At 56.8% G+C, this 24,020-nt stretch carries 26 protein-coding genes and 1 pseudogene; 10 read left to right on the forward strand and 17 right to left on the reverse strand.

Annotated elements, in window-relative coordinates:
- Window positions 1-51: 51 nt before the first annotated feature.
- Complete coding sequence (locus ABWP81_RS03525; protein WP_353134179.1) at window positions 52-2,031, reverse strand: DEAD/DEAH box helicase; 1,980 nt, start codon at window positions 2,029-2,031, stop codon at window positions 52-54.
- Between the two features lie 216 nt (window positions 2,032-2,247).
- On the reverse strand, window positions 2,248-2,838 hold the full coding sequence (gene orn, locus ABWP81_RS03530) for an oligoribonuclease (protein ID WP_353134176.1): 591 nt from the start codon (window positions 2,836-2,838) through the stop codon (window positions 2,248-2,250).
- A 40-nt stretch (window positions 2,839-2,878) separates the two neighbouring features.
- Here orn and ABWP81_RS03535 point away from each other — a divergent pair, with 40 nt between their 5' ends.
- On the forward strand, window positions 2,879-4,135 hold the full coding sequence (locus ABWP81_RS03535) for a M48 family metallopeptidase (RefSeq protein WP_353139544.1): 1,257 nt from the start codon (window positions 2,879-2,881) through the stop codon (window positions 4,133-4,135).
- Window positions 4,132-5,019: a ribosome small subunit-dependent GTPase A gene (gene rsgA / locus ABWP81_RS03540; protein WP_353139479.1), complete on the forward strand. Its 888-nt coding sequence runs from the start codon at window positions 4,132-4,134 to the stop codon at window positions 5,017-5,019. The genes ABWP81_RS03535 and rsgA overlap by 4 nt, the downstream gene beginning before the upstream one ends.
- A gap of 1 nt (window position 5,020) precedes the next feature.
- Here rsgA and ABWP81_RS03545 read toward each other — a convergent pair whose 3' ends face one another.
- From ABWP81_RS03545 to rpsP, 6 genes are all read right to left on the reverse strand, one after another.
- The gene (locus ABWP81_RS03545; RefSeq protein WP_353139482.1) at window positions 5,021-5,983 is read right to left on the reverse strand and encodes a CobD/CbiB family protein; all 963 of its coding nucleotides are present in this window, start codon (window positions 5,981-5,983) and stop codon (window positions 5,021-5,023) included.
- A gap of 39 nt (window positions 5,984-6,022) precedes the next feature.
- Window positions 6,023-6,697, reverse strand: a complete 675-nt coding sequence (locus tag ABWP81_RS03550; RefSeq protein WP_353139485.1) for a CoA pyrophosphatase — start codon at window positions 6,695-6,697, stop codon at window positions 6,023-6,025.
- Window positions 6,698-6,754: 57 nt separating this feature from the next.
- Window positions 6,755-7,150, reverse strand: coding sequence for a 50S ribosomal protein L19 (gene rplS, locus ABWP81_RS03555; protein ID WP_353134164.1), 396 nt, complete (start codon window positions 7,148-7,150; stop codon window positions 6,755-6,757).
- A gap of 91 nt (window positions 7,151-7,241) precedes the next feature.
- On the reverse strand, window positions 7,242-8,003 hold the full coding sequence (gene trmD, locus ABWP81_RS03560; protein WP_353139488.1) for a tRNA (guanosine(37)-N1)-methyltransferase TrmD: 762 nt from the start codon (window positions 8,001-8,003) through the stop codon (window positions 7,242-7,244).
- Between the two features lie 23 nt (window positions 8,004-8,026).
- Window positions 8,027-8,590: a ribosome maturation factor RimM gene (gene rimM / locus ABWP81_RS03565; RefSeq protein WP_502905508.1), complete on the reverse strand. Its 564-nt coding sequence runs from the start codon at window positions 8,588-8,590 to the stop codon at window positions 8,027-8,029.
- An 18-nt stretch (window positions 8,591-8,608) separates the two neighbouring features.
- Window positions 8,609-8,863, reverse strand: coding sequence for a 30S ribosomal protein S16 (gene rpsP / locus ABWP81_RS03570; RefSeq protein ID WP_353134212.1), 255 nt, complete (start codon window positions 8,861-8,863; stop codon window positions 8,609-8,611).
- 107 nt (window positions 8,864-8,970) lie between these two features.
- Here rpsP and ABWP81_RS03575 point away from each other — a divergent pair, with 107 nt between their 5' ends.
- A complete protein-coding gene (locus tag ABWP81_RS03575; protein ID WP_353134159.1) occupies window positions 8,971-9,417 on the forward strand; it encodes a TM2 domain-containing protein in 447 nt (148 codons plus the stop codon).
- On the opposite strand, the gene folK is transcribed toward ABWP81_RS03575, so the two are convergent.
- From folK to ABWP81_RS03600, 5 genes are read right to left on the reverse strand one after another with little or no spacing between them, the layout of a single operon-like run.
- A complete protein-coding gene (gene folK, locus ABWP81_RS03580; RefSeq protein ID WP_353139491.1) occupies window positions 9,384-9,884 on the reverse strand; it encodes a 2-amino-4-hydroxy-6-hydroxymethyldihydropteridine diphosphokinase in 501 nt (166 codons plus the stop codon). The two genes, ABWP81_RS03575 and folK, sit on opposite strands and share 34 nt — an antisense overlap.
- 14 nt (window positions 9,885-9,898) lie before the next feature.
- On the reverse strand, window positions 9,899-11,461 hold the full coding sequence (gene pcnB / locus ABWP81_RS03585; RefSeq protein ID WP_353139494.1) for a polynucleotide adenylyltransferase PcnB: 1,563 nt from the start codon (window positions 11,459-11,461) through the stop codon (window positions 9,899-9,901).
- Window positions 11,458-12,129 carry a histidinol-phosphatase gene (locus ABWP81_RS03590; RefSeq protein WP_353139497.1) on the reverse strand — a complete coding sequence of 224 codons (672 nt, stop codon included), beginning with the start codon at window positions 12,127-12,129 and terminating at the stop codon, window positions 11,458-11,460. Before ABWP81_RS03590 ends, pcnB begins: the two co-directional genes overlap by 4 nt.
- Entirely contained in the window at window positions 12,129-12,815 is a 687-nt protein-coding gene (gene hda, locus ABWP81_RS03595; protein ID WP_353139500.1) for a DnaA regulatory inactivator Hda, read from the reverse strand. Before hda ends, ABWP81_RS03590 begins: the two co-directional genes overlap by 1 nt.
- A gap of 6 nt (window positions 12,816-12,821) precedes the next feature.
- A complete protein-coding gene (locus ABWP81_RS03600) occupies window positions 12,822-13,895 on the reverse strand; it encodes an AI-2E family transporter (RefSeq protein WP_353139502.1) in 1,074 nt (357 codons plus the stop codon).
- An 83-nt stretch (window positions 13,896-13,978) separates the two neighbouring features.
- Here ABWP81_RS03600 and purM point away from each other — a divergent pair, with 83 nt between their 5' ends.
- On the forward strand, window positions 13,979-15,028 hold the full coding sequence (gene purM / locus ABWP81_RS03605) for a phosphoribosylformylglycinamidine cyclo-ligase (RefSeq protein ID WP_353139505.1): 1,050 nt from the start codon (window positions 13,979-13,981) through the stop codon (window positions 15,026-15,028).
- Between the two features lie 25 nt (window positions 15,029-15,053).
- On the opposite strand, the pseudogene ABWP81_RS03610 reads toward purM, so the two are convergent.
- Together ABWP81_RS03610 and murJ are read right to left on the reverse strand one after the other, a co-directional pair.
- Window positions 15,054-15,758: pseudogene (locus tag ABWP81_RS03610) on the reverse strand (SirB1 family protein); the annotation flags it as partial.
- Between the two features lie 24 nt (window positions 15,759-15,782).
- Window positions 15,783-17,348: a murein biosynthesis integral membrane protein MurJ gene (murJ, locus tag ABWP81_RS03615; RefSeq protein ID WP_353139508.1), complete on the reverse strand. Its 1,566-nt coding sequence runs from the start codon at window positions 17,346-17,348 to the stop codon at window positions 15,783-15,785.
- A 72-nt stretch (window positions 17,349-17,420) separates the two neighbouring features.
- Here murJ and rpsT point away from each other — a divergent pair, with 72 nt between their 5' ends.
- Complete coding sequence (gene rpsT, locus ABWP81_RS03620) at window positions 17,421-17,720, forward strand: 30S ribosomal protein S20 (protein WP_353134135.1); 300 nt, start codon at window positions 17,421-17,423, stop codon at window positions 17,718-17,720.
- 111 nt (window positions 17,721-17,831) lie between these two features.
- Here rpsT and ABWP81_RS03625 read toward each other — a convergent pair whose 3' ends face one another.
- Window positions 17,832-18,152, reverse strand: a complete 321-nt coding sequence (locus ABWP81_RS03625) for a DUF3579 domain-containing protein (protein WP_353134132.1) — start codon at window positions 18,150-18,152, stop codon at window positions 17,832-17,834.
- A 196-nt stretch (window positions 18,153-18,348) separates the two neighbouring features.
- On the opposite strand from ABWP81_RS03625, the gene ABWP81_RS03630 reads away from it, so the two are divergent.
- The 3 genes from ABWP81_RS03630 to ABWP81_RS03640 are packed head-to-tail and all read left to right on the forward strand — an operon-like array spanning window position 18,349 to window position 20,791.
- The gene (locus ABWP81_RS03630; RefSeq protein WP_353139511.1) at window positions 18,349-19,545 is read left to right on the forward strand and encodes an aspartate aminotransferase family protein; all 1,197 of its coding nucleotides are present in this window, start codon (window positions 18,349-18,351) and stop codon (window positions 19,543-19,545) included.
- Between the two features lie 8 nt (window positions 19,546-19,553).
- Window positions 19,554-20,483 (forward strand): ornithine carbamoyltransferase, encoded by a 930-nt coding sequence (gene argF / locus ABWP81_RS03635; protein WP_502905509.1) that lies wholly within the window; start codon window positions 19,554-19,556, stop codon window positions 20,481-20,483.
- 2 nt (window positions 20,484-20,485) lie between these two features.
- Window positions 20,486-20,791, forward strand: coding sequence for a YkgJ family cysteine cluster protein (locus ABWP81_RS03640; protein ID WP_353139517.1), 306 nt, complete (start codon window positions 20,486-20,488; stop codon window positions 20,789-20,791).
- Window positions 20,792-20,795: 4 nt separating this feature from the next.
- Here ABWP81_RS03640 and ABWP81_RS03645 read toward each other — a convergent pair whose 3' ends face one another.
- Entirely contained in the window at window positions 20,796-22,016 is a 1,221-nt protein-coding gene (locus ABWP81_RS03645; protein WP_353139520.1) for an FAD-dependent monooxygenase, read from the reverse strand.
- Between the two features lie 155 nt (window positions 22,017-22,171).
- On the opposite strand from ABWP81_RS03645, the gene trhP reads away from it, so the two are divergent.
- Complete coding sequence (gene trhP, locus ABWP81_RS03650; protein ID WP_353139523.1) at window positions 22,172-23,539, forward strand: prephenate-dependent tRNA uridine(34) hydroxylase TrhP; 1,368 nt, start codon at window positions 22,172-22,174, stop codon at window positions 23,537-23,539.
- Between the two features lie 39 nt (window positions 23,540-23,578).
- Window positions 23,579-24,020 (forward strand): fumarylacetoacetate hydrolase family protein (locus ABWP81_RS03655; RefSeq protein ID WP_353139526.1); only part of this gene is annotated, 442 nt, incomplete at its 3' end.

Here is a 24,020-nt window from a genome sequence, read left to right on the forward strand (position 1 = left end):
CAACGCGCGGTGGCTGAGTGCGTTTTAGCCTGCTGTTTAAGCGAGGACTAATTAACGAGGTGTGCGAGGCTTAGGTGCGCGCTTCTTGGCATCAAAACCGCCACCGAACGACTTGCCTGCCGCTGGGCGTGCTGGCTTGTCAAAGGGTGTGCGGCCTGCTTCGAACGGAGCGCGTGGGCCACGTGCTGGGGCACGGTCATCGAAGCTGCGCGGTGCGCGATCTTCAAAGCTACGAGGTGCACCAAAGTTGCCACGTGGTGCGCCTTGGCCTTCGCCAAAGTTACCACGAGGAGCGCCACGGCTTTCACCGCCGAAGCCGCGGTTTTCACCGAAGTTGCCGCGAGGTGCGCCTTGACGTGGCTCAAAACTATTGCCACGAGGTGCATCAGAACGGTGGCTGTCTTGACGGCCTTCGAAGCGCCCTTCGGAACGACCTTCCGAACGTGGTTCGAAGCGGCCTTGGCCGTTGCCTTCAAAGCGTCCACCGCCGCCGCCAAACTTATTACCGCCGCCGAAGCCGCCACGACCACCCGCACCGCCGCCGCCAAACTTGCCGCCGCCTTTGCGATCGTAGTCACGGCCAGCACCGCCACGTTGTTCAACGCGTTGTGTGGGCTCCATGCCTGGAATCACTTCGGCTGTGAACTGTTGGCGCGTGTAGGCTTCGATGTCGTAAATTTTGCGCTTGTCACGGAACTCAGCCAACGTGACGGCCAAGCCATCACGGCCTGCACGACCCGTACGGCCAATTCGGTGGGTGTAATCTTCAGACTTCATGGGCAAGCCAAAGTTGAACACGTGAGTCACGGTGGGCACGTCAATGCCGCGAGCGGCCACGTCGGTAGCCACCAAAAACTGTACTTGTCCTTGACGCAAAGCCATCAAACGACGGTTACGCAAACCTTGGCTCAACGCGCCGTGCAGAGCAACAGCCGAGAAACCTTCTTGTTGCAAGTCATTGGCCAAGCCATCGCACTCAATTTGGGTGCTGGCAAAGATGATGGCTTGGTTGATGGTGGTGTCACGCAAAAGGTGATCCAACAAACGGCGCTTGTGTTGCGCGTTGTCAGCCCAATGCAGCACTTGGCGAATGTTGCTGTGCTTCTCTTGAGGAGAGTCAATTTGAATGCGTTGGGGTTGACGCATCACGCGTGTGGCCAACTGTTGAATGCGCGGCGCAAAAGTAGCGCTGAACATCATGGTTTGCTTGCGGTCAATAGTGAGCTGGTTGATTTCAGCCAAATCGTCCGAGAAGCCGAGATCCAACATGCGGTCGGCTTCGTCCACGACCAAAAATTGGACCTTGTCCAACTTGATTTGCATGGAGCGTTGCAAGTCGAGCAAGCGGCCTGGCGTTGCCACCACCAAGTCAGCATTTTGCAATTTAGCGATCTGCAACTGGTAAGGCATGCCGCCCACCACGTTAGCCACGCGCAAACCACGGCAATGCTTGACCAAGTCGATGGCGTCATGCGCCACCTGTTGAGCCAATTCGCGGGTTGGGCAAACGATCAAAGCGCCAGGGGTTGGGGCTTTGAAGTTGCGTGTATTGGTGGGGTCTTTGCGCTTGGAGCGCTTTGGGGGCTCTTCGCCATTGGCAGCAGCGTCAGCCACGAGCTTGTCCCAAGCAGCTTTTTCAGTAGCTTCAGCTTGTGCTTGTTGCTGAAGCAAGGTGTGCAAAACAGGCAACAAGAAAGCCGCTGTTTTGCCGCTACCGGTTTGGCTAGACACCATCAAGTCGATAAAGCCAGCTTTGGCATCTGCGTTGGCAGATGGCAAAGCCAAAGGAATGGTTTTGAGTTGAACCGTGGTGGGTTGCGTGTAGCCAAGGTCGGCCACAGCTTGCACGAGTTCTGGGGCAAGCCCCAATTCGACGAAGCCGTTAGGCACGTCGGCTTGAGCCGCTTCAGGCGCATCGGCTTGAGCCGACTCAGGCGCTTGAACGACCTCTGTGGTCACTGCGTTTTGAGCAGCAATAGCAATAGTTTCGGCAGGCGCAAATTCGCCTGTCACATTTAAAGTGTCAGTCATGATTTTTCTCGCACGTGAGCGCCGCAAGTTGTGCGGCTGCTCCGTTCTAGGTTAAAAAACATCAACCATCAAACGGAACCTGCTCTGACCCGCTAGGGGTTTATTCAGTGCTTGGGGCTCTTTTGGCGAGCCCGGTGAATGAAGGGAGATGTACAAATTCGCTACGGCTTTGTAGCGAAGTTGGCGATTATGGCATGGATTCGGGTTATTACCTAATTAAAGTTTCAAGAAATGTTCACGATAGTGAATCATCTCGTCAATCGACTCATGCACATCGGCCAGTGCCGTGTGTTTCTGAGCTTTTTTAAAGGCATTCAACACCTCGGGTTTCCAACGACGTGACAACTCTTTGAGCGTGCTCACATCAACATTGCGGTAGTGAAACCAGCCTTCTAGCTTGGGCATATATTTGTTCAAGAAACGGCGGTCTTGGCCAATGGTGTTGCCGCACATGGGCGACACGCCTTTGGACACATAGGGTTTCATGAAGGCAATGAGTTGGGCTTGCGCCTGGTCTTCGGTCACAGTGGAGGCTTTGACTTTGTCAATCAAACCGCTCTTGCCATGCGTACCCTTGTTCCATGCGTCCATCTTGCTAAGCAACTCATCGCTTTGATGAATGACAAATACTGGACCTTCAATGCGCACCGATAAATCGGGGCTGGTCACGATGACGGCGATTTCAAGCAAGCGCTCGCACTCGGGGTCAAGGCCAGACATTTCGCAATCGAGCCAAACCAAGTTCAAGTCAGACTTGGCGAGTTTGGGAGCAACGGGGGAAACAGGGGTAGTAGCAACTTCAGACATGAGCCAGATTGTCGCCCATCATCTAAACTCAGCCACCATGATGAATCCCTCACTCGCAATGTCCTTGACGCTAGCTGCCCTGCTGGTGGTCAACTTACTTACCAAACTTTGGCTCAGCGGCCGCCAAGTGCGCCACGTGGCGCAACATCGCGCTCAAGTGCCTAAGGCCTTTTCGCACACCATCAGCTTAGACGCCCACCAAAAAGCCGCCGACTACACACTGGCCAAATCACGTGTGGGCGTGGTCGACTTAGGGCTTGATGCCGTCACGTTGATGGCGTGGACATTACTCGGCGGTTTAGACCTCCTCAATCAAGTCACACTGGATTGGATGGGCGCTGGCATGGGCCAGCAAGTCATGCTGGTGGTGAGCTTTGGTTTGATTGGCGGTTTGATTGGCCTGCCCTTGTCGCTCTACCAAACATTTGGCATTGAGCAGCGCTTTGGCTTCAACAACACCACGCCAAAACTGTGGGTGAACGACATGCTCAAAGGCTTGTTGGTGGGCATGGCGCTGGGCTTGCCCATTCTTTGGCTGGTGCTTTGGCTTATGCAAGCTGGCGGCGCACTTTGGTGGCTCTACACCTGGGCGGCGTTGGTGGTCTACCAACTGTTTGTGATGTGGATTGCACCCAACGTCATCATGCCTTTGTTTAATAAATTCACACCGCTGGAAGACGCCACACTTCAAGAGCGCGTCACTGCGCTGATGACCCGCTCGGGCTTTACCGCCAAAGGCTTTTTTGTGATGGACGGCAGTCGTCGCTCGGCTCACTCGAATGCGTTTTTCACTGGCTTTGGTGCTGCTAAGCGCGTGGTGTTTTTTGACACACTGCTGGCCAAATTGAACGGCGACGAAATGGAAGCTGTGTTGGCCCATGAATTGGGCCACTTCAAGCACCGCCACATTTTAAAAATGATGGCCACCAGTTTTGCCACCAGCCTTGCAGGCCTTGCGTTGTTGGGCTGGGTGTCACAGCAAATTTGGTTCTACTCCGGACTGGGCGTCATGCCTAACTTGAATGGCAACAACAGCGCATTGGCTTTGTTGCTCTTCATGCTGGTGTTGCCTTTGTTCACTTTCTTTGTATCGCCTTTGTCGGCTCGCCGGTCACGCAAGTTTGAGTTTGAAGCCGACGCCTATGCAGTGGCCAACAGCGATGGCAAGGCCTTGGCCAGCGCCTTGCTTAAGCTTTACCAAGACAACGCATCCACCCTCACGCCCGACCCTTGGTATGTGGCGTTTTACTATTCGCACCCGCCCGCCTCTCAACGCTTGGCGCGGATGGCCGCATGAGGCAACCAGGCCTGGTGGTGGCCAGCCATGGACGCCACTGCGTGGTAGAAACTCCTGATGGTGAACGGCGCATCTGCCACCCGCGTGGCAAGAAAAGCCAAGTGGTGGTGGGCGACCGCGTGCAATGGCTTGCCAGCACCGATGAGGGCACCATCGAAAAGGTAGAGCCACGCCACAATTTGTTTTACCGACAAGACGAGATTCGCACCAAGTCCTTCGCAGCAAATTTAGACCAAGTGCTTATTTTGTTAGCGGCTGAGCCTGAATTTTCAGAAATGCAGCTCACGCGTGCACTCATTGCCGCAGAGGCCGAGCACATCCAACCCATCATCGTGCTCAACAAAAGCGATTTAACCGAGCTGCATGCCCGAGCCTTCATCCGCCTTGCGCCCTATGTGAAGATGGGATACACCGTGCTGCAAGGTGCATTTAAATCAGGCGACTTGGGTGATTTGCCTGAGCGCTTAAAACACAAAACCACCTTGGTGCTTGGGCCTTCTGGCACAGGCAAAAGCACGCTTATCAATGCACTCGTGCCCAACGCCAATGTGGCCACGGCTGAGATATCGCAAGCGCTCAACTCAGGCAAACACACCACCACGTCCACCACTTGGCACTGGGTAGATGCCGATCGCAAGACGGGCTTGATTGACTCACCGGGCTTTCAGGAGTTTGGTGTGCATCACATCGATGCCATGCAACTAGCCGCCTACATGCCGGACTTTAAACCGCATGTGACGCACTGCAAGTTTTACAACTGCACCCATTTGCACGAGCCTTCGTGCGGCGTGCAAGACGCGGCTTCGGCTGGGGCCATCAGCCCGTCGCGCTACAAGCTCTACGGCATGTTGTTTGCCGAACTCACGCAGCCTGTGAATTATTAAATCAACCCAACAAACGGGCCAAAGTCAGCAAGGCCAAAAGCACTAGCCACAGCACCACGCTGCGCCAGACCAAGCCCACCACGCTGGACAAATGCGCCATCTCTGGCGCACGGCCTGGGGTGCTTTCGCTGTCTTGGTCGTGGGATTCGCTGGCATCTTCTGCACGCAAAGCTTCGCCGCCCAAGCGCACGTTCAAAGCGCCAGCAGTGGCGGCCAGCACGACACCGTCGTTGTCATCAGGAAAGCGTTGAGCGTAAGTACGCCAGCAGTCGATGGCTTCTTCAAAGTTGCCCACCACGGCAAAGGCCACAGCGGTCAAACGCGCAGGCAACCAATCAACACGACGCCAAGCGTCGCGTGCTGCGTTTTGCAAGGTGTCGCTCACCCAGCCTTGGGTGGTTTTAGGGGAAGACTGCCAAGTGTGAGCCACCATGTCACTCATGCGGTAAATCACGGCACCAGCGGGGCCAAAGCCCAAGGCAGCCAACACCGAAAACCAAGTGAGCACACCAAACACATGCTGGTGCGCCGAGAGCACCGAATGCTCAATCACATGGCGCAGCAATTCGCTGCGCGGCAAGCTACCCACTTCCACATGTTGCCATTCGGCCAACATCTCACGCGCCAAACGCTCGTCGCCCACATTCAAGGCGTCACGAATGTCGGTAAAGTGATGGCTGAATTGGCGAAATCCCAAAGTGGCATACAACACAGCCACACTCCAAATGATAGCCACAGGCCAGCCAAATAAGCTGATCAGCAACCAATGCACGGCCGCTGCAATAACGGCAGGCAACCCGACGGCCAATGACCAAGTGGTCCACGCCAAATTCGAATGGCCTGCGTCCAAGGTCTGGCTGATCCAATTGACCCACACTCGCACGGTGCCATGCACCCAATTACCGCGTACCAAAGGGCGGGCTTGTTCAATCAACAAGGCAAGTAGCAAGGAAAGAAAACTCATGTTCGGATGATAGCGGTGAGTTCTATCTATTTAACTAACTCATGCCCGCAAGAAGCGGTAAAAGTTGCGCAACATGCCAGCCGTGGCACCCCACACAAAACGCTGCTTTTCACCGTCTTGGTAAGACATGGAAAGCCATTCACGAGTTACCCCCTCAAAATCGTGGCGGTGCCAGCAATGGTGCGCAGGGTTCATCAAGAAAGCCAAGGGCACTTCAAAGGCATCAGACACCTCGTGGGTGTTGAGTTGCAGCGTCATGGCAGGCGATATCAGTGCCACCACGGGCGTCACATAAAAGGCAGAGCCCGTCACATATTCGGGCAATGTGCCCAGCACCTGCACATGACGGGCGTCTAAGCCCACCTCCTCATGCGCCTCGCGCAAGGCAGTGGCAGCCGCATCGGCATCGCCTTCGTCACACTTGCCACCCGCAAAGGCAATTTGCCCAGCGTGGGTAGACATGTGCGCTGGCCTCTGGGTCAGCAGCACCGTGGGTTCGTCGCGCATCACCAGCCCCACCAATACTGCCGCTTGTGCCGGGGCGCGACTCATGAACTTACGCTCGCGCACCAGTTCGGGCTGCCATGCGGGCGGGTTTGCAAACCGTGCTTGCAAAGCCTCAGGCGTGAGATGCTGAGGAGGCACGGCCGCCAAGTGCGCGTCCACTTGGAACACGGGCACAAGTTGTGGGTCAAAGGTGGGAAGTGTTGACATAGAAAAAGCCACCGCAAGCTTTCACTTGGGGTGGCTTCTAAGCAAGGTGAGACCTGCTTATTTAGCAGCTGCTGCGGCTTTGAGCGCTGCAGCTGACTTGCTGACCAATTTTTCTTTGATACGCGCAGACTTACCGCTACGGTCACGCAAGTAGTACAACTTGGCACGACGCACATCACCGCGACGCTTGACTTCGATGCTCGCGATCAAAGGGCTGTAAGTTTGGAACGTACGCTCCACGCCTTCGCCGTTAGACATTTTGCGCACAGTGAAGCCACTGTTGAGGCCACGGTTACGCTTCGCGATCACCACACCTTCGAAGGCCTGCAGACGCTTGCGCGTGCCTTCAACCACGTTGACGCTCACAATAACGGTGTCGCCAGGTGCAAATTCGGGGATAACTTTAGCGAGGCGAGTAATTTCTTCTGCCTCAAGAGTTTGGATCAGGTTCATGTTTTCCTCTAAAGGATCTTGGTCGCGCTACACAAAAGGCTTCTTGCACAAGGGCACGAAGCGGCCAACCAGAGGATCGAAAAGCCCACAATTATAGCGGTTTTTGAGCCTTCAAAGTAGCCTCGTCTTGTACCGTGAGCTTTGCATCGGCTCGCGCCGCTTCAATGAGCTCTGGGCGCAGGCGGGCTGTTAGCTGCAAACGCTGGTCGCGACGCCAGCGCTCGATGTTGATGTGGTGGCCCGACATCAGCACTGCCGGTACGCCCTGCCCTTCCCATTGCTCTGGACGTGTGTAGTGCGGGCAATCCAGCAAACCGTCCAATGCGGGATTAAAGCTATCCAGCTGATGACTGCCCTCGTCATTGAGAACGCCAGGCTGCAAACGCGCCACGGCATCCAGTAAGGTCATGGCGGCCAATTCACCCCCCGACAACACAAAGTCACCCACGCTCACTTGCGCATCCACCTGGGTGTCGATAAAGCGTTGGTCCACGCCTTCATAGCGGCCACATAGCAGCACCGCGCCTTGGCTATCTGACCAGCGCTGCACGGCTGCGTGACGCAGCGTCTCGCCAATGGGCGAAAACAATACCAAGGGCGCCACATCACGGCCTTGGGCACGGTCAGCGCGAATGGCAGTCAAACAGGCAGACAGAGGCTCGGGCATCATCACCATGCCAGGACCGCCGCCAAAGGGACGATCGTCCACACGGCGGTAGTTGCCCTCGGCGTAATCACGGGGGTTCCACAAATGCACATCCACCAACCCAGCCTCGTAGGCGCGGCGCGTAATGCCGATTTTGAGAAACGGCTCAAACAACTCGGGGAACAAGGTGATGACGTCAAAGCGCATGGCAATGGCCTTGGGCTGATCGATTAGTAATCTGGCTGCCAGTCGGCGGTAATGCGACGTCCGGCTAAATCAACGGTGTCGATGTAGGCAGACACAAACGGAATCATCCGCTCTTGGGCCTTGCCCTCTTCCTCGTAAGCAAGCACCAACACAGTTTGTGGACCGGTGTGCAACAGCTCGCGTACAGCGCCAAGCACCACGCCTTCGCGGTTAACGACATCGAGGCCAATCAGATCGACCCAGTAGTATTCGTCTGCCTCGGGGGTGGGAAAGCTGGCACGCGACACAAAAATGCGTGCGCCTTTAAGCAGTTCTGCGGTGTTCCGGTCGAGCACCTCTTGGGCCGTGGCAACCACAGAATCAGAATGTTCTTTGGCTTCGATGATTTTCAGAAGCACGGTGCCAGCAAATGTTTTGGCACCTCTTTCAGAAGGTTGTAAAAACCAACGTTTAGAAGAAAAAAGCGCTTCCGGAGAAGCGCTATGGGGCAAGACCTTGAACCAGCCTTTGATGCCCCAAGCATCGGCAATGCGCCCAACCTCGATGGCGTCCACAGGAAGTTCTGCGGACTCAAGGCTTAGCATCATTGCAATGCCTGTGCTCAATTAAGCAGCGACCTTGGCTGCAGCTTGCTTGACCAAGCGGATCACGGTTGGCGAGCACTGAGCGCCCACGCTGGTCCAATGCGTCAAACGGTCTTGCGCAACACGCAAACCTTCAGCCTGGCCTTTGGCGATTGGGTTGTAAAAACCAATGCGCTCGATGAAACGACCGTCGCGACGGTCGCGCTTGTCGGCAACAACAATGTTAAAAAATGGACGGGCTTTAGAACCGCCGCGTGAAAGTCGGATGACGACCATGATGAATCCTTCGGGTGGAATTTTTTTCAACGTTTGAGACACGCGCTAAGCCACCCGGCCTGCGACACGCTGAAAAGCCTATCATTATAGCGCTTTACACTCCGCCTATGAAAAACAAAACCATCGCCACTTGGTTGGCCTTCTTGGGTGGCCCTTTTGGCCTACACCGTTTTTACTTGTTTGGCATGTGGGACACCCTTGGCTGGCTGCTGCCCATCCCCACAGCGTTGGGCATTTACGGCGTGGAGCGCGTTCAACAGTTCGGCTTAGATGATGTTGCCAGTTGGTGGCTCATCCCCATAGCGGGCTTCACCTTTGCAGCATGTGCATTGAATGCCATCGTGTATGGCCTGATGACGCCTGAAGCTTGGAATGCCCGTTTCAACAGCACTGAACACATAGACGCGCCGGCTGGCCAAACCAATTGGTTGACCATCGGTGCGATTGCCATGGCGCTGCTGATCGGCACCACGGTGCTGATGTCAAGCATTGTGTTTAGCTTCCAGCGTTACTTCGAACATCAAATCGAAGAAGCGCGAAAACTGTCCGAATAAGGCAGTCTTTCAATCGCTTGTTCTTGCACCGCCAACAACTGCGCGGCGCTCACTCGCTCTGGCCACACCTCAGCCAAAGGCAGCAGCACAAACGCACGCGCCTGCCACCGTGGGTGCGGCAGCGTCAACTCTGGCGTTTTTAAAACAACATCGCCGTAAAAAACCACATCAAGGTCTAAGGTTCGCGGCGCATTGACATAGGGACGCTCGCGGCCACTTTGTAGCTCCAAGTCTTGCAAGGCATGCAGCAGCTCAAGCGGGCTGAGCTGTGTTTGCAACAAAACTACGGCATTGATAAAGTCTGGGCCTTGTGCCTCAAAAGGCGCAGTGCGATACAGCGATGAAGCCTTGACCAGTTGTGTACCTGGCAAGCCCGCCACATCGCGCAAAGCCTGCTGCACTGTGGCCACTGCGTCACCCAAATTGGCACCTAGAGCCACGCACGCCATGACGGGGGGAGCTGACATGGCGAGGCCTTGGATTATTCGGTAGTTGGGGCGCCACCCGCTTCGCCGGTGGGCTTGCGGCGGCGGCGGCGACGTTTTTTGGCGGGCGATTCTGCGCCGTCTTCACCCGTTTCAACGCCATCAGACGCAGCGTCTCTGAAACGTGGGTCTTCAGCCTCAGGCTTGGCAGCACGCCGCACCGCATGCACGCGGGGTGCGCGTTGGGTTTTTTGTTGCTGCTGCTCTTGACGCACTTGCTGCAATAGGTCTTCACGCTCGCTGTCGCTGGCCATGCTGAACTCTTGCCACCAGTCTGACAAGGCTTCGTCGACCTCGCCCACATCGGCACGCAGGCGCATGAAGTCAAAGCCCGCACGAAAGCGTGATTGGTCCACCAAGGTCCAAGGGCCGCTGCCAGTGCGCTTTTCAAAGCGCGGTTGCATCATCCAAATTTCGCGCATGTCAGCGCCTAGCTTGCCGCGTCCCGACACATCGCCAATCCGTGTGTCAAACACTTCATCAATCGCGTCTTGTAGCGCGGGAAAAGATGGCTGCTTGACGCTCCTTAGCGCCCAGGTTTCGCGCACGTCCGACCACAACACGCAGGCCAGCAAAAAGCTAGGCGCCACTGGTTTGTCTTCGCCCACGCGGCGATCGGTGTCGTTCAGCGCAGTAGTAACAAACTCTTCGTCTGAACGCGCCACAACAATGTCCAGCAACGGGTAAATGCCTTTGGCCAAGCCTTGCAGTTTGAGCTGCTCAATGCTGGCCAGCGCGTGGCCGGTTTGCAAGAGCTTGAGCATTTCGTCGAACAAGCGGCTTTGCGGCACATCGGCCAGCAGCTTGGCGGCACGCTTCAAGGGGGCGGCAGTTTTGGCTTCCATCTTGAAGCCCAACACCGATAGCTTGGCGGCAAAGCGCACAGCGCGAATGACGCGCACCGGGTCTTCGCGGTAGCGCGTAGCGGGGTCCCCAATCATGCGGATAACTTTTTTCTTCGCGTCGGCAATGCCGCCGTGGTAGTCAATCACGTTGCCCGTTTCGGGGTCGTAATACATGGCGTTGATGGTGAAGTCACGGCGGGCCGCATCTTGGTCTTGCGGGCCCCACACGTTGTCGCGCAGCACACGACCGCTGGCGTCTACCGCGTGCTTCATGTTGGCCAGTTCTTGTTTGCTACTGCGCTCGTTACCTTTGACTTGCTCGGCTTCGGTGTTGTCAAGGTGGGCGCGGAAGGTGGACACCTCAATCACTTCATGCTCGCGACCTCGGCCATACACCACGTGCACGATGCGAAAGCGTCGGCCAATGATGAAGGCGCGACGAAATGCCGCTTTGACTTGCTCGGGCGTGGCGTTGGTGGCCACGTCAAAGTCTTTGGGTTTCAAACCCAACAACAAGTCGCGCACCGCACCGCCCACGATGTAGGCCTCAAAACCACGGTCTTGCAGGGTGCGCACCACATTCAAAGCGCGTTCGTCCACCCAATCGACGTTGATGCCGTGCACCTTGGCAGGCACCACAAGGCGCTTGCCCAAGTTGGGCAGGGTGCTGGCGGGTGCTTTGCCCATCAGCTTGTTGATGAATTGTTTGATCATTGTTTTGGGAACAGTTCCAAAATCGGCCAGCCTTTTTCTAAGGCCACGGCGCGCAGTGTGTCGTCGGGGTTAGTCGCCACGGGGTGGTTGACGCGCTCCAACAGGGGCAAATCGTTGCGGGAATCGCTGTAGAACGTGGTGTCTACATCAGCCCAGTCCAAGCCTTCACATGTGAGCCATTGTTGCAGACGTTGTACTTTGCCCTCCCGCAGGCTGGGCACGCCCAAAATCTCGTTGGTAAACCAGCCCTTGGCATCGCGCACCAATTCCACCGCAATCAGTTCGTCCACACCCAACGCTTGTGCAATCGGGCGGGTCACAAACTCATTGGTAGCGGTGATGATGATGACGCGATCGCCCGCATCGCGGTGCTTCTTTACCAGCGCCAGCGCCTCGGGCAAGATGACTGGCTGCACCACCTCGCGCATGAATTGCATGTGAGCCTGAGCCGCCGCCTCGGGGCCACGCTGGCAAAACGCCTCCGCACCAAAACGCACGTAGTCGTGAATGTCCAAAGTGCCCGCCTGGTAGTGGGCGTAGAACTCATCATTTTTTTGAATGAAGGCATCGCGGTCATGCCAACCCAGCTTTACCGTGAATGCCCCCCATGATTGGTCTGAGTCAATCGGTAACAAAGTGTGGTCAAGGTCAAATAAGGCGAGTTTCATCACATGGCGTCCAGCATGGCTTTGATCAAGGGGATGGTGATGGCGCGTTGCGTTTGCAGCGCGTAGACATCGAGTTGGTTGAGAAGTTGAATGAGGCTGCTCAGGTCGCGGCTAAAGCGGTTGAGCATGAAGTCCATCACCTCATCGCTCAAAAACACACCTCGGTCGTCGGCTTGTTGGCGCAGCACAGCACGGCGTTCGGCTTCGCTCAGCACCTGCAATTGAAAAATATGCCCCCAACCCAAGCGGGTGCGCAAGTCTTCGCGTAAGGCCAAGTCGCTGGGCGGCACGCTGCCTGCGGCCAGCACCCATCGCTGTTGACCGTCGCTGGGCGTGGTGGCGTTCACAAACCAGTTGAATGCCGCATGTTGTTGCACCGCGGTGAAGAGGTGCGCATCGTCCAAGATGACCACGCGCCACGCATCGTCAAACGCGGTGGGCTCGGCCACGGTGGCGTCCATCCAACCCACGGCGCTGCCTTGGTCACGCAAGGCGGCTTGCACGGCGCGTAACAAATGGGTTTTGCCGCTGCCGCTCACGCCCCACACGTAGGTGGGCACGGGCGAGCGTTTGTCGTTGCCCGCCCACAGTTGCAGATGTTGCAACGCGTCAAGGTTGGGGCCTGCGAAAAAGTTGTGGAGCGTGGGGCCTGTGGCCAAACCAATGTCGAGTGCGATTTGCTTCATCTGCACTTAAACACCACGGTACAAAGCACTGGCTTGGTACTGCGCACGCAAGCGGCGAATGGCCACCAGCAAGACGGCGCTGGCAGGCAAAGCCACCAACACACCGACAAAACCAAACAACTGGCCAAAAGCCATCAAGGCAAAAATCACGTGCAACGGGTGCAAGCCAATTCGCTCGCCCACCAAGCGCGGCGTGAGAACAAAGCTCTCAATCAGCTGGCCTAAGCCGTACACCACTGCCACCATCAGCATGGCCTCGCTGGGCGCAAATTGCAGCACGCCCGCCAACATTGCCAACACAAGCCCTAGGCCAAAACCCACATAAGGTACAAAAACGGCCAAGCCGGTGAACACACCGATGGGAAACGCCAACTCTAAGCCAAACGCCCATAGCGCTACGCTGTAATACACCGCTAACAAGGCCATGACCGACAACTGACCACGTAGGTATTGGCCCAACACGTCGTCACACTCAGACACAAAGCTGTCGTAAGCCGCGCGTGCAGGTTTGGGCACCAGCGCTTCAACATGACGTACAAAGCGCTGCCAATCAGCCAACAAATAAAACAGCACGACCGGAATCAGCACCAAGTTGCCCACCACGGTCAGGGCTACGCTGCCGCCAATACGCAGCGAGGTCAGCGCCTGCTTGAAGCCGTCTTCAAACGAGGTGCTGAAGTTTTGCAACACAAAAGCTTTGATGCTGGCACTGTCCAGCATGACGGGGATGCCTTTGGCTTGCAACCAAGGCGCAATGTCGTTTTGCACACGCTCGACCAACACGGGCAACTGGTCGCGCATACGCGGCAGCTCGTGGGCCAAGATGGGAATCAGCAGAGTGAACAGCGCCACCAACAGCAGCAAAAACAGCACTTCGACCAACAACACTGCCACCAAGCGTGGCAAACGGCGGCCAAACGCTCGTTGCAAGCCGCGCACCAAAGGGCTCAGCACATAAGCCAACACAGCCGCCACCACAAACGGCATGAGCACGGGGCCCAGCAGCCATAAAACAAGTGCTGCCACTGCCGAAAGGCCAGTCCATGCGAGGGCGTGTTGTTGCGCGGGGGTGAATTGCATACAGCGTTGGGTGATGTTGGCTTTAAAATTACTGCCTGATTCTATCGGCGCACACATTGGCAGCGCCCCAGCACCTCCTCACTATGAACAAACCCCTCTCCTACAAAGACGCCGGCGTCGACATCGTCGCAGGCGATGCCTTGGTCGAACGCATCAAACCCTTGGCCAAGAAAACCATGCGCGAGGGCGTGTTGGCCGGCATCGGCGGTTTTGGCGCCCTGTTTGAAGTGCCCAAGCGTTACAAAGAACCCGTGCTGGTCAGCGGCACCGACGGTGTGGGCACCAAGCTCAAGCTGGCCTTTGAATGGCAAATGCACGACACCGTGGGCATCGACTTGGTGGCCATGAGCGTGAACGACGTGTTGGTACAAGGCGCTGAGCCCCTATTCTTTCTTGACTACTTTGCCTGCGGCAAATTGCACATCGACACCGCCGCTGCAGTGGTGGGCGGCATTGCCAAAGGCTGCGAGCTCTCAGGCTGCGCCTTGATTGGCGGCGAAACCGCTGAAATGCCCGGCATGTACCCCGACGGTGAATACGACCTCGCGGGCTTTGCCGTGGGTGCCGTAGAAAAATCCAAAATCTTGACGGGTCAAAACGTCAAGCCGGGTGACGTGGTGTTGGGCTTGGCCTCTTCTGGTGTGCATTCCAACGGCTTCTCGCTGGTGCGCAAAGTCATTGAGCGTGCAGGTGCCAACGCCCCCGCCACCCTAGACGGCAAACCGTTCAAAGAAGCCATCATGGCCCCCACTCGCTTGTACGTGAAGAGCGTATTGGCAGCCTTGGCCGCCCACCCCAATACAGAAGACACCTCTGGCATCAAAGCCCTTGCCCACATCACGGGTGGCGGCTTGCTAGAAAACATCCCACGTGTGTTGCCCGAAGGCATGGCCGCGCACCTGACCAAAGGCAGCTGGCCCCAAACCGAGCTGTTTGCTTGGCTGCAAAACACAGCGGGCATTGACGACATCGAAATGAACCGCACCTTCAACAACGGCATCGGCATGGTGGTAGTCATTGACCCCGCTCACGCAGAGGCTTGCGCCGAGGTGCTGCGCGCCCACGGCGAGCAGGTGCACACCATTGGTGTGATTGCCGAACTAGGTGATGGCGCTGCGGTGGTTGTGGCTTGAACGATCAGTTTTGATCGTCAACTGACGGCAACAGCACCCTTAACCGCTGCTTCACCAGCATCAAACGCTCTGGGTCTTGGTGCGAGGTGTACACCTCTTCCAAGTTGCGCAACATGCGCGCCACTATTTCGCGAGGCGTGGCGGCGCGCAAATAGTGTTTCAGCAACTCGTCCGACACATGGCCGTCGCGCATCAAACCCGATTCGGCATGCAGGGGCATCAACCGCTCTGACAAGTCTTCTTTGCTTAGCGATTCGCCGCTGAACGGGTCAATCACCACCTGCCCCTCATTGGGGTGAGGCAAGCGCACTTTAACCAAAAAGTGTCCGGGAAAGCCCACACCTTGGGCGTTGAGCCCAAGGGTTTGCGCCAACTCTAGCCACAACACCGCCAAGCTGATGGGAATGCCGCGACGCGTGCGCAACATCACATGCAGGTAGCTGTTGTCGGGGTCGTAGTAGTTGTTGAGGTTGCCACCAAAGCCGTGCTCGTCAAAGAAAAACTTGTTGAGCAAGCGCAATTTTTGCAAAGCGCCCGCATCGGCGGGTAAACGTTTCTTCAATCGGTTACCCAACTGGTCAACGTGGCCTAAAACCTCTTGAATGTCTAGCTCTGGGTATTCGTCTTGGGCCAAACTGGTCACAGCTTCGAGCAACGGAAAGTGCGCATCGCTTTGCACCAACGAGGCAAAGTATTCCAAGGTGGTGGGTACTTCAAGTTTGAAATCCATGGCGCAGCCTCCTTTAGTCTCAGTTTATCGGCGCAGCAAGGCGCGCAGTTTCAAGCCCGTGACGGTGAGTGTGGCGAAGTACACCAGCGCACTCACGGCCAACACAACCATCATCAGACCCACGCGCAACAGCGGCGTGGCGTGCAAAGCTGTCCAGTCCCAATGTTGGGCCGCCCACCAAAGCCAAGCGCCCAACACAGCACACGCGGCAAGCACTTGCAACACAAAGCGAAGCCAGCCTGCGCTCATCACATAGGTGCCGTTTTTGACCAAGCCCCACAGCAACCAAACGGCGTTGACCAATGCGCCCAAGCCAATAGACAAGGCCAAACCGGCATGGGCCAAATAAGGCACCAAGGCGACGTTAAACAACTGGGTGATCACCAGCACCGCCACTGCAATGCGCACCGGTGTGCGTATGTTTTGGCTGGCGTAATAGCCAGGCGCCAGCACCTTGATGGCCACCAGCCCCAGCAAACCCACGCCATAGCCCATGAGCGCCACGGTGGTTTGTTGCACATCATGAGCGGTAAATGCGCCGTAGTTGTAAAGCACGGACACCAAGGCTTTAGAAAAAATCAACAAAGCTAATGCACACGGCAGCGCCAGCAGCAGCACCAAGCGCAAGCCCCAGTCGAGCATGTCTGAATATTTGGCCGTGTCGTTGTCAGCCTTGGCCGCCGAGAGCTGGGGCATCAGGACCACGCCCAAAGCCACGCCTAACAAGGCGGTGGGAAACTCCATCAAACGATCGGCATAGCTGAGCCAACTCACGCTACCCGGAACAAGCTGCGAAGCAATTTGCGTGTTGATGAGCAAGGAAATCTGCGCCACGCTGACGCCGAGTAAGGCAGGCGCCATGAGCTGCAAAATGCGTTTGGAACCTTCGCCGCCCCAAGCCTCGCGCACGGCACGCCAGCTTAGACCCACGCGGGGCATTAGCCCCAAACGACGCAAAGCCCACAGCTGCACCACAAGTTGGGCCACGCCACCCAGCATCACGCCCATTGCCAAAGCATAAATAGGCGGCACGCCCAAGGTGCCAAACCACGGACCGCCCCACCAAGCAGCGGCGATCATGGACACATTCAGAAGCACGGGCGTAGCCGCAGGCACAGCAAAGCGCTTCCAAGTATTGAGCACCCCAGCGGCCAAAGCCACCAGCGACATGAAGGCGATGTAGGGAAACATAAAGCGCGTCATCACCACCGCCACCTCAAAACCCTCGGGCGACTGCTTCAGCCCGCTGGCCATGGCCCACACCAGCCAAGGAGCGCCCAAAACGCCCAACACAGAGGCGATGAACAAAGCCCAAATAAGCAAGGTGGCCACTTGGTTGATCAGCACTTGGGTGGCTTCGTCGCCGTTTTGCTGGCGGCTGGCGGCCAGCACCGGCACAAAAGCTTGGCTAAACGCACCTTCGGCAAACAAGCGGCGGAATAAATTGGGGATGCGAAACGCCACATTAAAGGCGTCAGTCAGGGCGCTGGCTCCGAAGGTGGAGGCAATCAGCAGCTCGCGCATCAGGCCAGTGATGCGGGAAACCAGGGTCAAGCCCGAGACGATGGAAGCAGATTTGAACAGTGACACGGTTTGAGTGTAGCGATTTGCTACAATCATTGGCTTTGCTGACATCATCCTCAAACTTCAAGGAAACTCATCATGGCTTCAGCCAAACCCAAGAAAAAAAACCCCCGCCTGGCATCAGGCCGTAAACGCGTCCGTCAAGACGTCAAGATCAACGCTGCCAACACCTCGTTGCGCTCGAAGTACCGCACTGCGGTGAAGAACGTCGAGAAAGCTGTCATCGCTGGCGACAAAACCAAAGCCACCGAACTGTTTGCCAAAATGCAAGCCGTTGTGGACACGATTGCTGACAAAGGCATCTTCCACAAAAACAAAGCTGCTCGCGATAAGAGCCGCTTGTCGACCAAGGTGAAAGCCTTGGCACTCGCCGCCTAATTTATAGGCCACCAGCCCGGGCTGAATGTTCAGCCCGCCGTTTGTAACGGGTGCGCTGTCAGCAAAGAAAAAGCAAAAACCCGCTCTAGAGCGGGTTTTTTGTTGCCTGCATCAAGCCGCTGAGGGGTAGTCGGGCAACAAGCAGGCTTCCACCACTTGCAAGTTGTTGTCTCGGGCAAAGTTCATCACGAAGTTCCAGGCCATAGGGTCTTCGTCACGCAAATCGGTGTGAACGATGACGCACTTGTTGTTGTCCAAGGTATTGGGCACACACCAAGGTGAATAGCTTAAGTGGCTGCCGGGGGTTGCGCCGCCGGGACGAAACTGGCTCATCACGCCCGCCAAACGCTCAGCCCAATCGCTGGGGCGAAACGTGCGTCCTTCGTGGGTCAAACCCAGAATAAAAACTTCTTTGGCGGAGTGTGAAACCATCGGATAGAGGTTGAAAACGGTTGCGTGGCGAAGGGGGATCTCCCTCTGTCGCTCGGGTGTCAAGTATTCTATCTTATATAAGACTTGAGGTGTTTGAATGCCCCCGAAACAGCCACGGTTTTGTCATGTCTGTGCCTTTAAAATCTCGCCTCAACGGCTCAACCTTCGTTGGGTCGTTTTTATTTTTGGAGTTGACATGACCACGCCTGCCGCATCCCCCCATTGCATGAACACCTATGGCCGACTGCCAATGACGGTGTCGCATGGCCGAGGTGTGCGCGTGTGGGACACCGATGGCAAGTGCTACCTTGACGCCTTGGCCGGTATCGCCGTCAACACCTTGGGCCATGCCCACCCTAAGCTCACCCCTGCCCTGCAAGACCAAGTGGGCAAGATGATGCACAGCTGCAACTATTACCACATCCCCCTGCAAGAAGCGCTGGCAGACAAGCTGGTTGAGTTATCGGGCATGACCAATGCATTTTTTTGCAACAGCGGCCTAGAAGCCAACGAAGCAGCCCTAAAACTGGCACGCAAGTTTGGCCACATGAAGGGCATTGACCTGCCAGAAATCGTGGTCTACGAAAAATCATTTCATGGCCGCTCACTGGCCACATTGGCAGCTACGGGCAACGAAAAAATCAAAGAAGGCTTTGGCCCCATGATGGGCGGTTTCATCCGCGTGCCCGTGAACAACATTGACGCACTGAAAAAAGCCACCGACGGCAACCCTAATGTGGTGGCGGTGTTCATGGAAGCCATCCAAGGCGAAGGCGGCGTCACACCCATGGGCGTCGAGTACATGCAGCAAGTACGCCAGTTGTGCGACGCGCGCGATTGGCTCTTGATGATTGACGAAGTGCAATGCGGCATGGGCCGCACCGGCAAATGGTTTGCCCACCAATGGGCCGGCATCGTGCCTGACGTGATGCCGCTGGCCAAAGGCCTAGGTTCTGGCGTGCCAATTGGTGCCGTCGTGGCTGGCCCCAAAGCGGCCCACATTTTTCAGCCCGGCAACCACGGCACCACTTTTGGCGGCAACCCACTTTCTATGCGTGCTGGCGTCGAAACCATCCGCATCATGGAAGAAGACCATTTGCTCGACCACGTAATAAAGGTGGGCGCGCATTTGCATGCCGCCCTGCACCGTGAGCTGGACGGCCTGAAGGGCGTAAAAGAAATTCGCGGACAAGGCCTGATGATTGGCATTGACCTTGACCGCTCATGTGGCGCGTTGATGCAACGCGCACTCGATGCAGGTTTGTTGCTCAGCGTCACCGCTGACAGCGTGGTGCGTTTGGTGCCTCCGCTCATCATCACCGAAGTCGAGGCTGACGAAGTGGTGGCCATCCTTGTGCCGCTCATCCAAACATTCTTGGCAGAAGCCCCATGACCCACGCGCTGAAACATTACCTGCAATTCACATCCCTCACGGCGGACGAATACGCCTACGTATTCCATCGCGCAGCGCTCATCAAAAAGAAATTCAAAGCCTACGAAAAGCACCACACCTTGGCCGACCGAACGCTGGCCATGATTTTCGAAAAGGCCTCCACCCGCACCCGCGTGAGCTTTGAAGCTGGCATGTATCAGCTGGGCGGTTCAGTGGTCAACCTCACCACGGGCGACAGCCAACTGGGTCGAGCCGAGCCGATTGAAGACAGCGCCAGAGTGATCAGCCGCATGACCGACCTGGTGATGATCCGCACCTACGGCCAAGACAAGATCACCAACTTTGCCGCCCATTCGCGCGTGCCCGTGATCAACGGCTTGACCAACGAATTTCACCCCTGCCAAGTCATGGCCGACCTCTTTACCTACATCGAGCACCGTGGTTTGACCGTGCATCCGCTCGACTGCCTCAAAGGCAAAGTGGTGGCATGGGTGGGCGATGGCAACAACATGGCCAACACCTGGTTGCAAGCTGCCGACATGCTGGGCTTCACCGTGCATGTCAGCACTCCCAGCGGCTACGAAGTCAACCCCGCCATTGCAGGCTTGAACAATACCAACTGCTACAAGGTCTTCGACAACCCCATGCAAGCCTGCGAAGGCGCCGACCTCGTTACCACCGACGTGTGGACCAGCATGGGTTACGAGGCAGAAAACGAAGCACGCAAAAAAGCATTCGCTGATTGGTGCGTCGACAGCGAGATGATGTCTGTCGCCAAACCCAACGCGTTGTTCATGCACTGCCTGCCCGCACACCGCGGCGAAGAAGTGGCGGCCGACGTGATTGACGGCCCGCAAAGCGTAGTGTGGGACGAAGCCGAAAACCGCATGCACGTGCAAAAAGCGCTGATGGAGTACCTGCTGCTTGGACGTCAATAAACATGTCGGTCTGCACCAGTTGCGGCGCCTGCTGTGCTTGTTTTAGGGTGGACTTCAGCGTGAAAGAAATGGACACGCACGGGGGCTCGGTTCCCTCAGGCTTGGGCCAAGAACTGACCGCAACGATGTGCCGCATGCGTGGCACAGATTACTCACCACCACGATGCGGCGCGCTAAGCGGCAAAGTGGGCGAGAAAGCCACCTGCGGCATTTACGAATGGCGCCCCTCCCCTTGTCGCGAGTTTGAAGAGGGTAGCGATGCCTGCCAACGTGCGCGCATGCGGCACGGACTGCAAACGCTCAGCTAACGCGTCAAGTCCGTGAATAGCCGTAGAGCCACGGCACATCCATCAAGCGCGCGCCCATCAGGCGCAAACCCATATCGCGCCCCACGCGCACAGGCCCTGTGGCGTGGAAGATGCGCCCATTGCGCACAGCCCTAGCCTGCACACGGGCGTTGCGTTGCCAGCGGGCGTCGGCAAATTGTTGCAAGCGTTCTGGTGCATTCGCTGATGTAGCGCCCAATAAATGCGCCGCCAATTCATCAACATCTTCAATCGCCATTCCCGCACCTTGTGCCAAATACGGCAGCATGGGGTGCGCCGCATCGCCTACCAATGCCACACGCCCTTGGGCATGTTCGTGTGCGCCCTGCATGGCTGGCCTGCCGCACAGGGGCCACAAACGCCAGTCGTTGCACGCAGCCATCAAATCTTTCAGTGGCGCGCAGGCACCTCGTAATGCATGATGCAGTTCAGCCAAAGTTTGAGCTTCTGACTTTTGCGCATTCCAAGTTTGAAGAGCCTGCAAGCCCTTGGCATCGTCATCGAGCAAACGACCTTCAGCCAAACACACCACGTTCAGGTAGTCGCCGCCGCGCACGGGGTAGCTCACCACATGGGCTTGTGAGCCCATCCACACCGACACATCTTGGCTGCGCAAATGTGCAGGCAAGTTGGTTTGCGCAACCAAGGCACGGTAGGCAATGTGGCCCGTAAATGTTGGCAGGCCATCGCCCAGCAATTGCTGCCGAAGCGGACTCCACACACCATCCGCCGCCACGGCCAAGTTGGCGGCGTGATGCTGCAACCGTCCGTGTTGCATGACATCAAACACCGCTTCATCTGCAGATTGGCTTACCTTATTTACCACGGCATCGCTGTGCACTTGCACACCTTCTCCCGCTGCCGCTCGCCATAGCAGGCCATGCAAGTCTGCGCGATGCAGCGTGACGTAAGGCGCACCATACGTTGTGATGGCGTCTTTCACGGGCAGCACTGCCAACACCTCGCCCGTGGTCATACTGCGGGCATGCAAGCCCGAAGGAAATGCAGCCATTCGTTTAAGTGCATCACCCAAGCCCCAAGCTTGCAAAATGCGCGTCACGTTGGGCCCTAGTTGCACTCCGGCACCGACTTCTGAAAACTCAGGCGCCCGCTCAAACACCGTGGCTTGCCAGCCTGCGCGCACAGTCGCCAACCCAGCGGCTATGCCTGCAATTCCACCTCCAGCAATCACCAACGAATTCGTCATAAGCAGATTGTGCCCCGTCAAAACATGCCTCTTAGAACATGCCTCTTAATAAGGTCCACTCGTATTTCAAATCCGTCATCACGTGGGTCGACATAGCGAGATGCGAAAATCACGGCTAAATATTTTTCAGATGCTCTTGTAAGCATCACACCTCCATGACCACGCTCAAAGCACCTGAACTTCTATTACCCGCCGGCTCGCTCGACAAGATGCGCGCTGCCTATGACTTTGGTGCAGACGCTGTCTATGCCGGCCAACCCCGCTACAGCTTACGCGCGCGCAACAACGAGTTTCGCCTCGAACAAATTGGCATCGGCATTGCCGAGGCCCACGCACGCGGCAAGAAGTTCTTTGTCACCAGCAATTTGCTGCCCCACAACGACAAGGTGCGCACCTACTTGCGCGATATCGAGCCCGTCATCGCCATGAAGCCCGACGCGCTCATCATGGCCGACCCCGGCCTGATTGCCATGGTGCGCGAGAAGTGGCCAGAGGTGTCCATTCACCTCTCGGTGCAAGCCAACACGGTGAACTGGGCCGCGGTGAAGTTTTGGCAAAAAGTGGGCGTCACACGCATCATCTTGTCACGCGAACTCAGCTTGGACGAGATTGAAAAAATTCGCCAAGAATGCCCCGACATGGAGCTGGAAGTATTTGTGCATGGCGCGTTGTGCATTGCCTACTCAGGCCGCTGTTTGCTGTCGGGCTACTTCAACCGCCGCGACCCCAACCAAGGCACGTGCACCAACGCCTGCCGCTGGGGCTACGGCACGCAAGCCAGCGCCACCGACCCCAACACCGGCGAAGCCATGCCTATCCCCATGGAAGCCGACTTTGACTTCGCCAAGTCGCAGCAAGAAGCTGAATCCAGCTTCTCCACCTGCGGGGACGGCCAACGCCACCCTGACGCCGACAACATTTACCTGCTCGAAGAAAAGGGCCGCCCTGGCCAGCTCATGCCCATCATGGAAGACGAGCACGGCACCTACATCATGAACAGCAAAGACTTGCGTGCTGTGGAATACGTGGAACGCCTCACCCAAATTGGCGTGGACTCACTCAAGATTGAAGGCCGCACCAAGAGCCTCTACTACGTCAGCCGCACCGCGCAGGTGTACCGCCGCGCGATTGACGATGCCGTGGCGGGTCGCCCCTTCAACCCCGAGCTCATCACCGAGCTAGAAGGCTTGGCCAACCGTGGCTACACCGCTGGCCTGATGGACCGCCGCCCTGCCAACGACTACCAAAACTACGAAACCGGCCACTCCATCGCCCACCGAAGCCAATTTGTAGGAGAAGTGCGCGCCGTGGCCGATGGTTGGGCAGAGATTGAAACCAAAAACAAATTCTCTGTCGGCGACACCATCGAAATCATTCACCCGAGTGGCAACCGCATGGTCAAACTCACGCAGATGAAGGACAAGCACGGGGCATCTATTGACGTGGCTGCAGGCAGCCCGACGCATGTGTGGATCCCTGTGGATGGCCCCGCGGAAGGTGGTTTGTTGGCGCGGATGCTTTAACACCCTTGGATTGTTTACACTGACATTTGGCAAATACCCATGGAGCATGTGATGCAGTGGTTGCGGTATCGACGAGATGGCAAAGTGATGACAGGTGTGCTGGAGCAGCAGACGGTTCATGAGCATGGTGGTGCCCTGTTCGAAGACTTTAAGCCGACCGGCAACACCGTGGCGGCTGACGGCTTGCAATGGTTGCCCCCGTGCGTACCCGGAAAAATCATCGGGCTATGGAACAACTTCCGAGCGGCCGCAGAAAAGAATGGCTGGTCAACGCCCTCAGAACCCCTGTATTTCATGAAGTCACCCGGCGCTGCAGTGGGACATCAGCAAGCGATTCCAGTGCCTTCCAGCTACACGGGGCGTGTGGTCTTTGAGGGAGAACTGGTGCTGGTGATTGGCGCCACCACGCGGCACGTTAGTGTGCAGGATGCACCCCAACACATTTTTGGCTACACCTGCGGCAACGATGTCACGGCGCTCG

Source organism: Limnohabitans sp., from assembly GCF_040401135.1.
In the GTDB taxonomy this organism is placed as follows: domain Bacteria; phylum Pseudomonadota; class Gammaproteobacteria; order Burkholderiales; family Burkholderiaceae_C; genus Limnohabitans.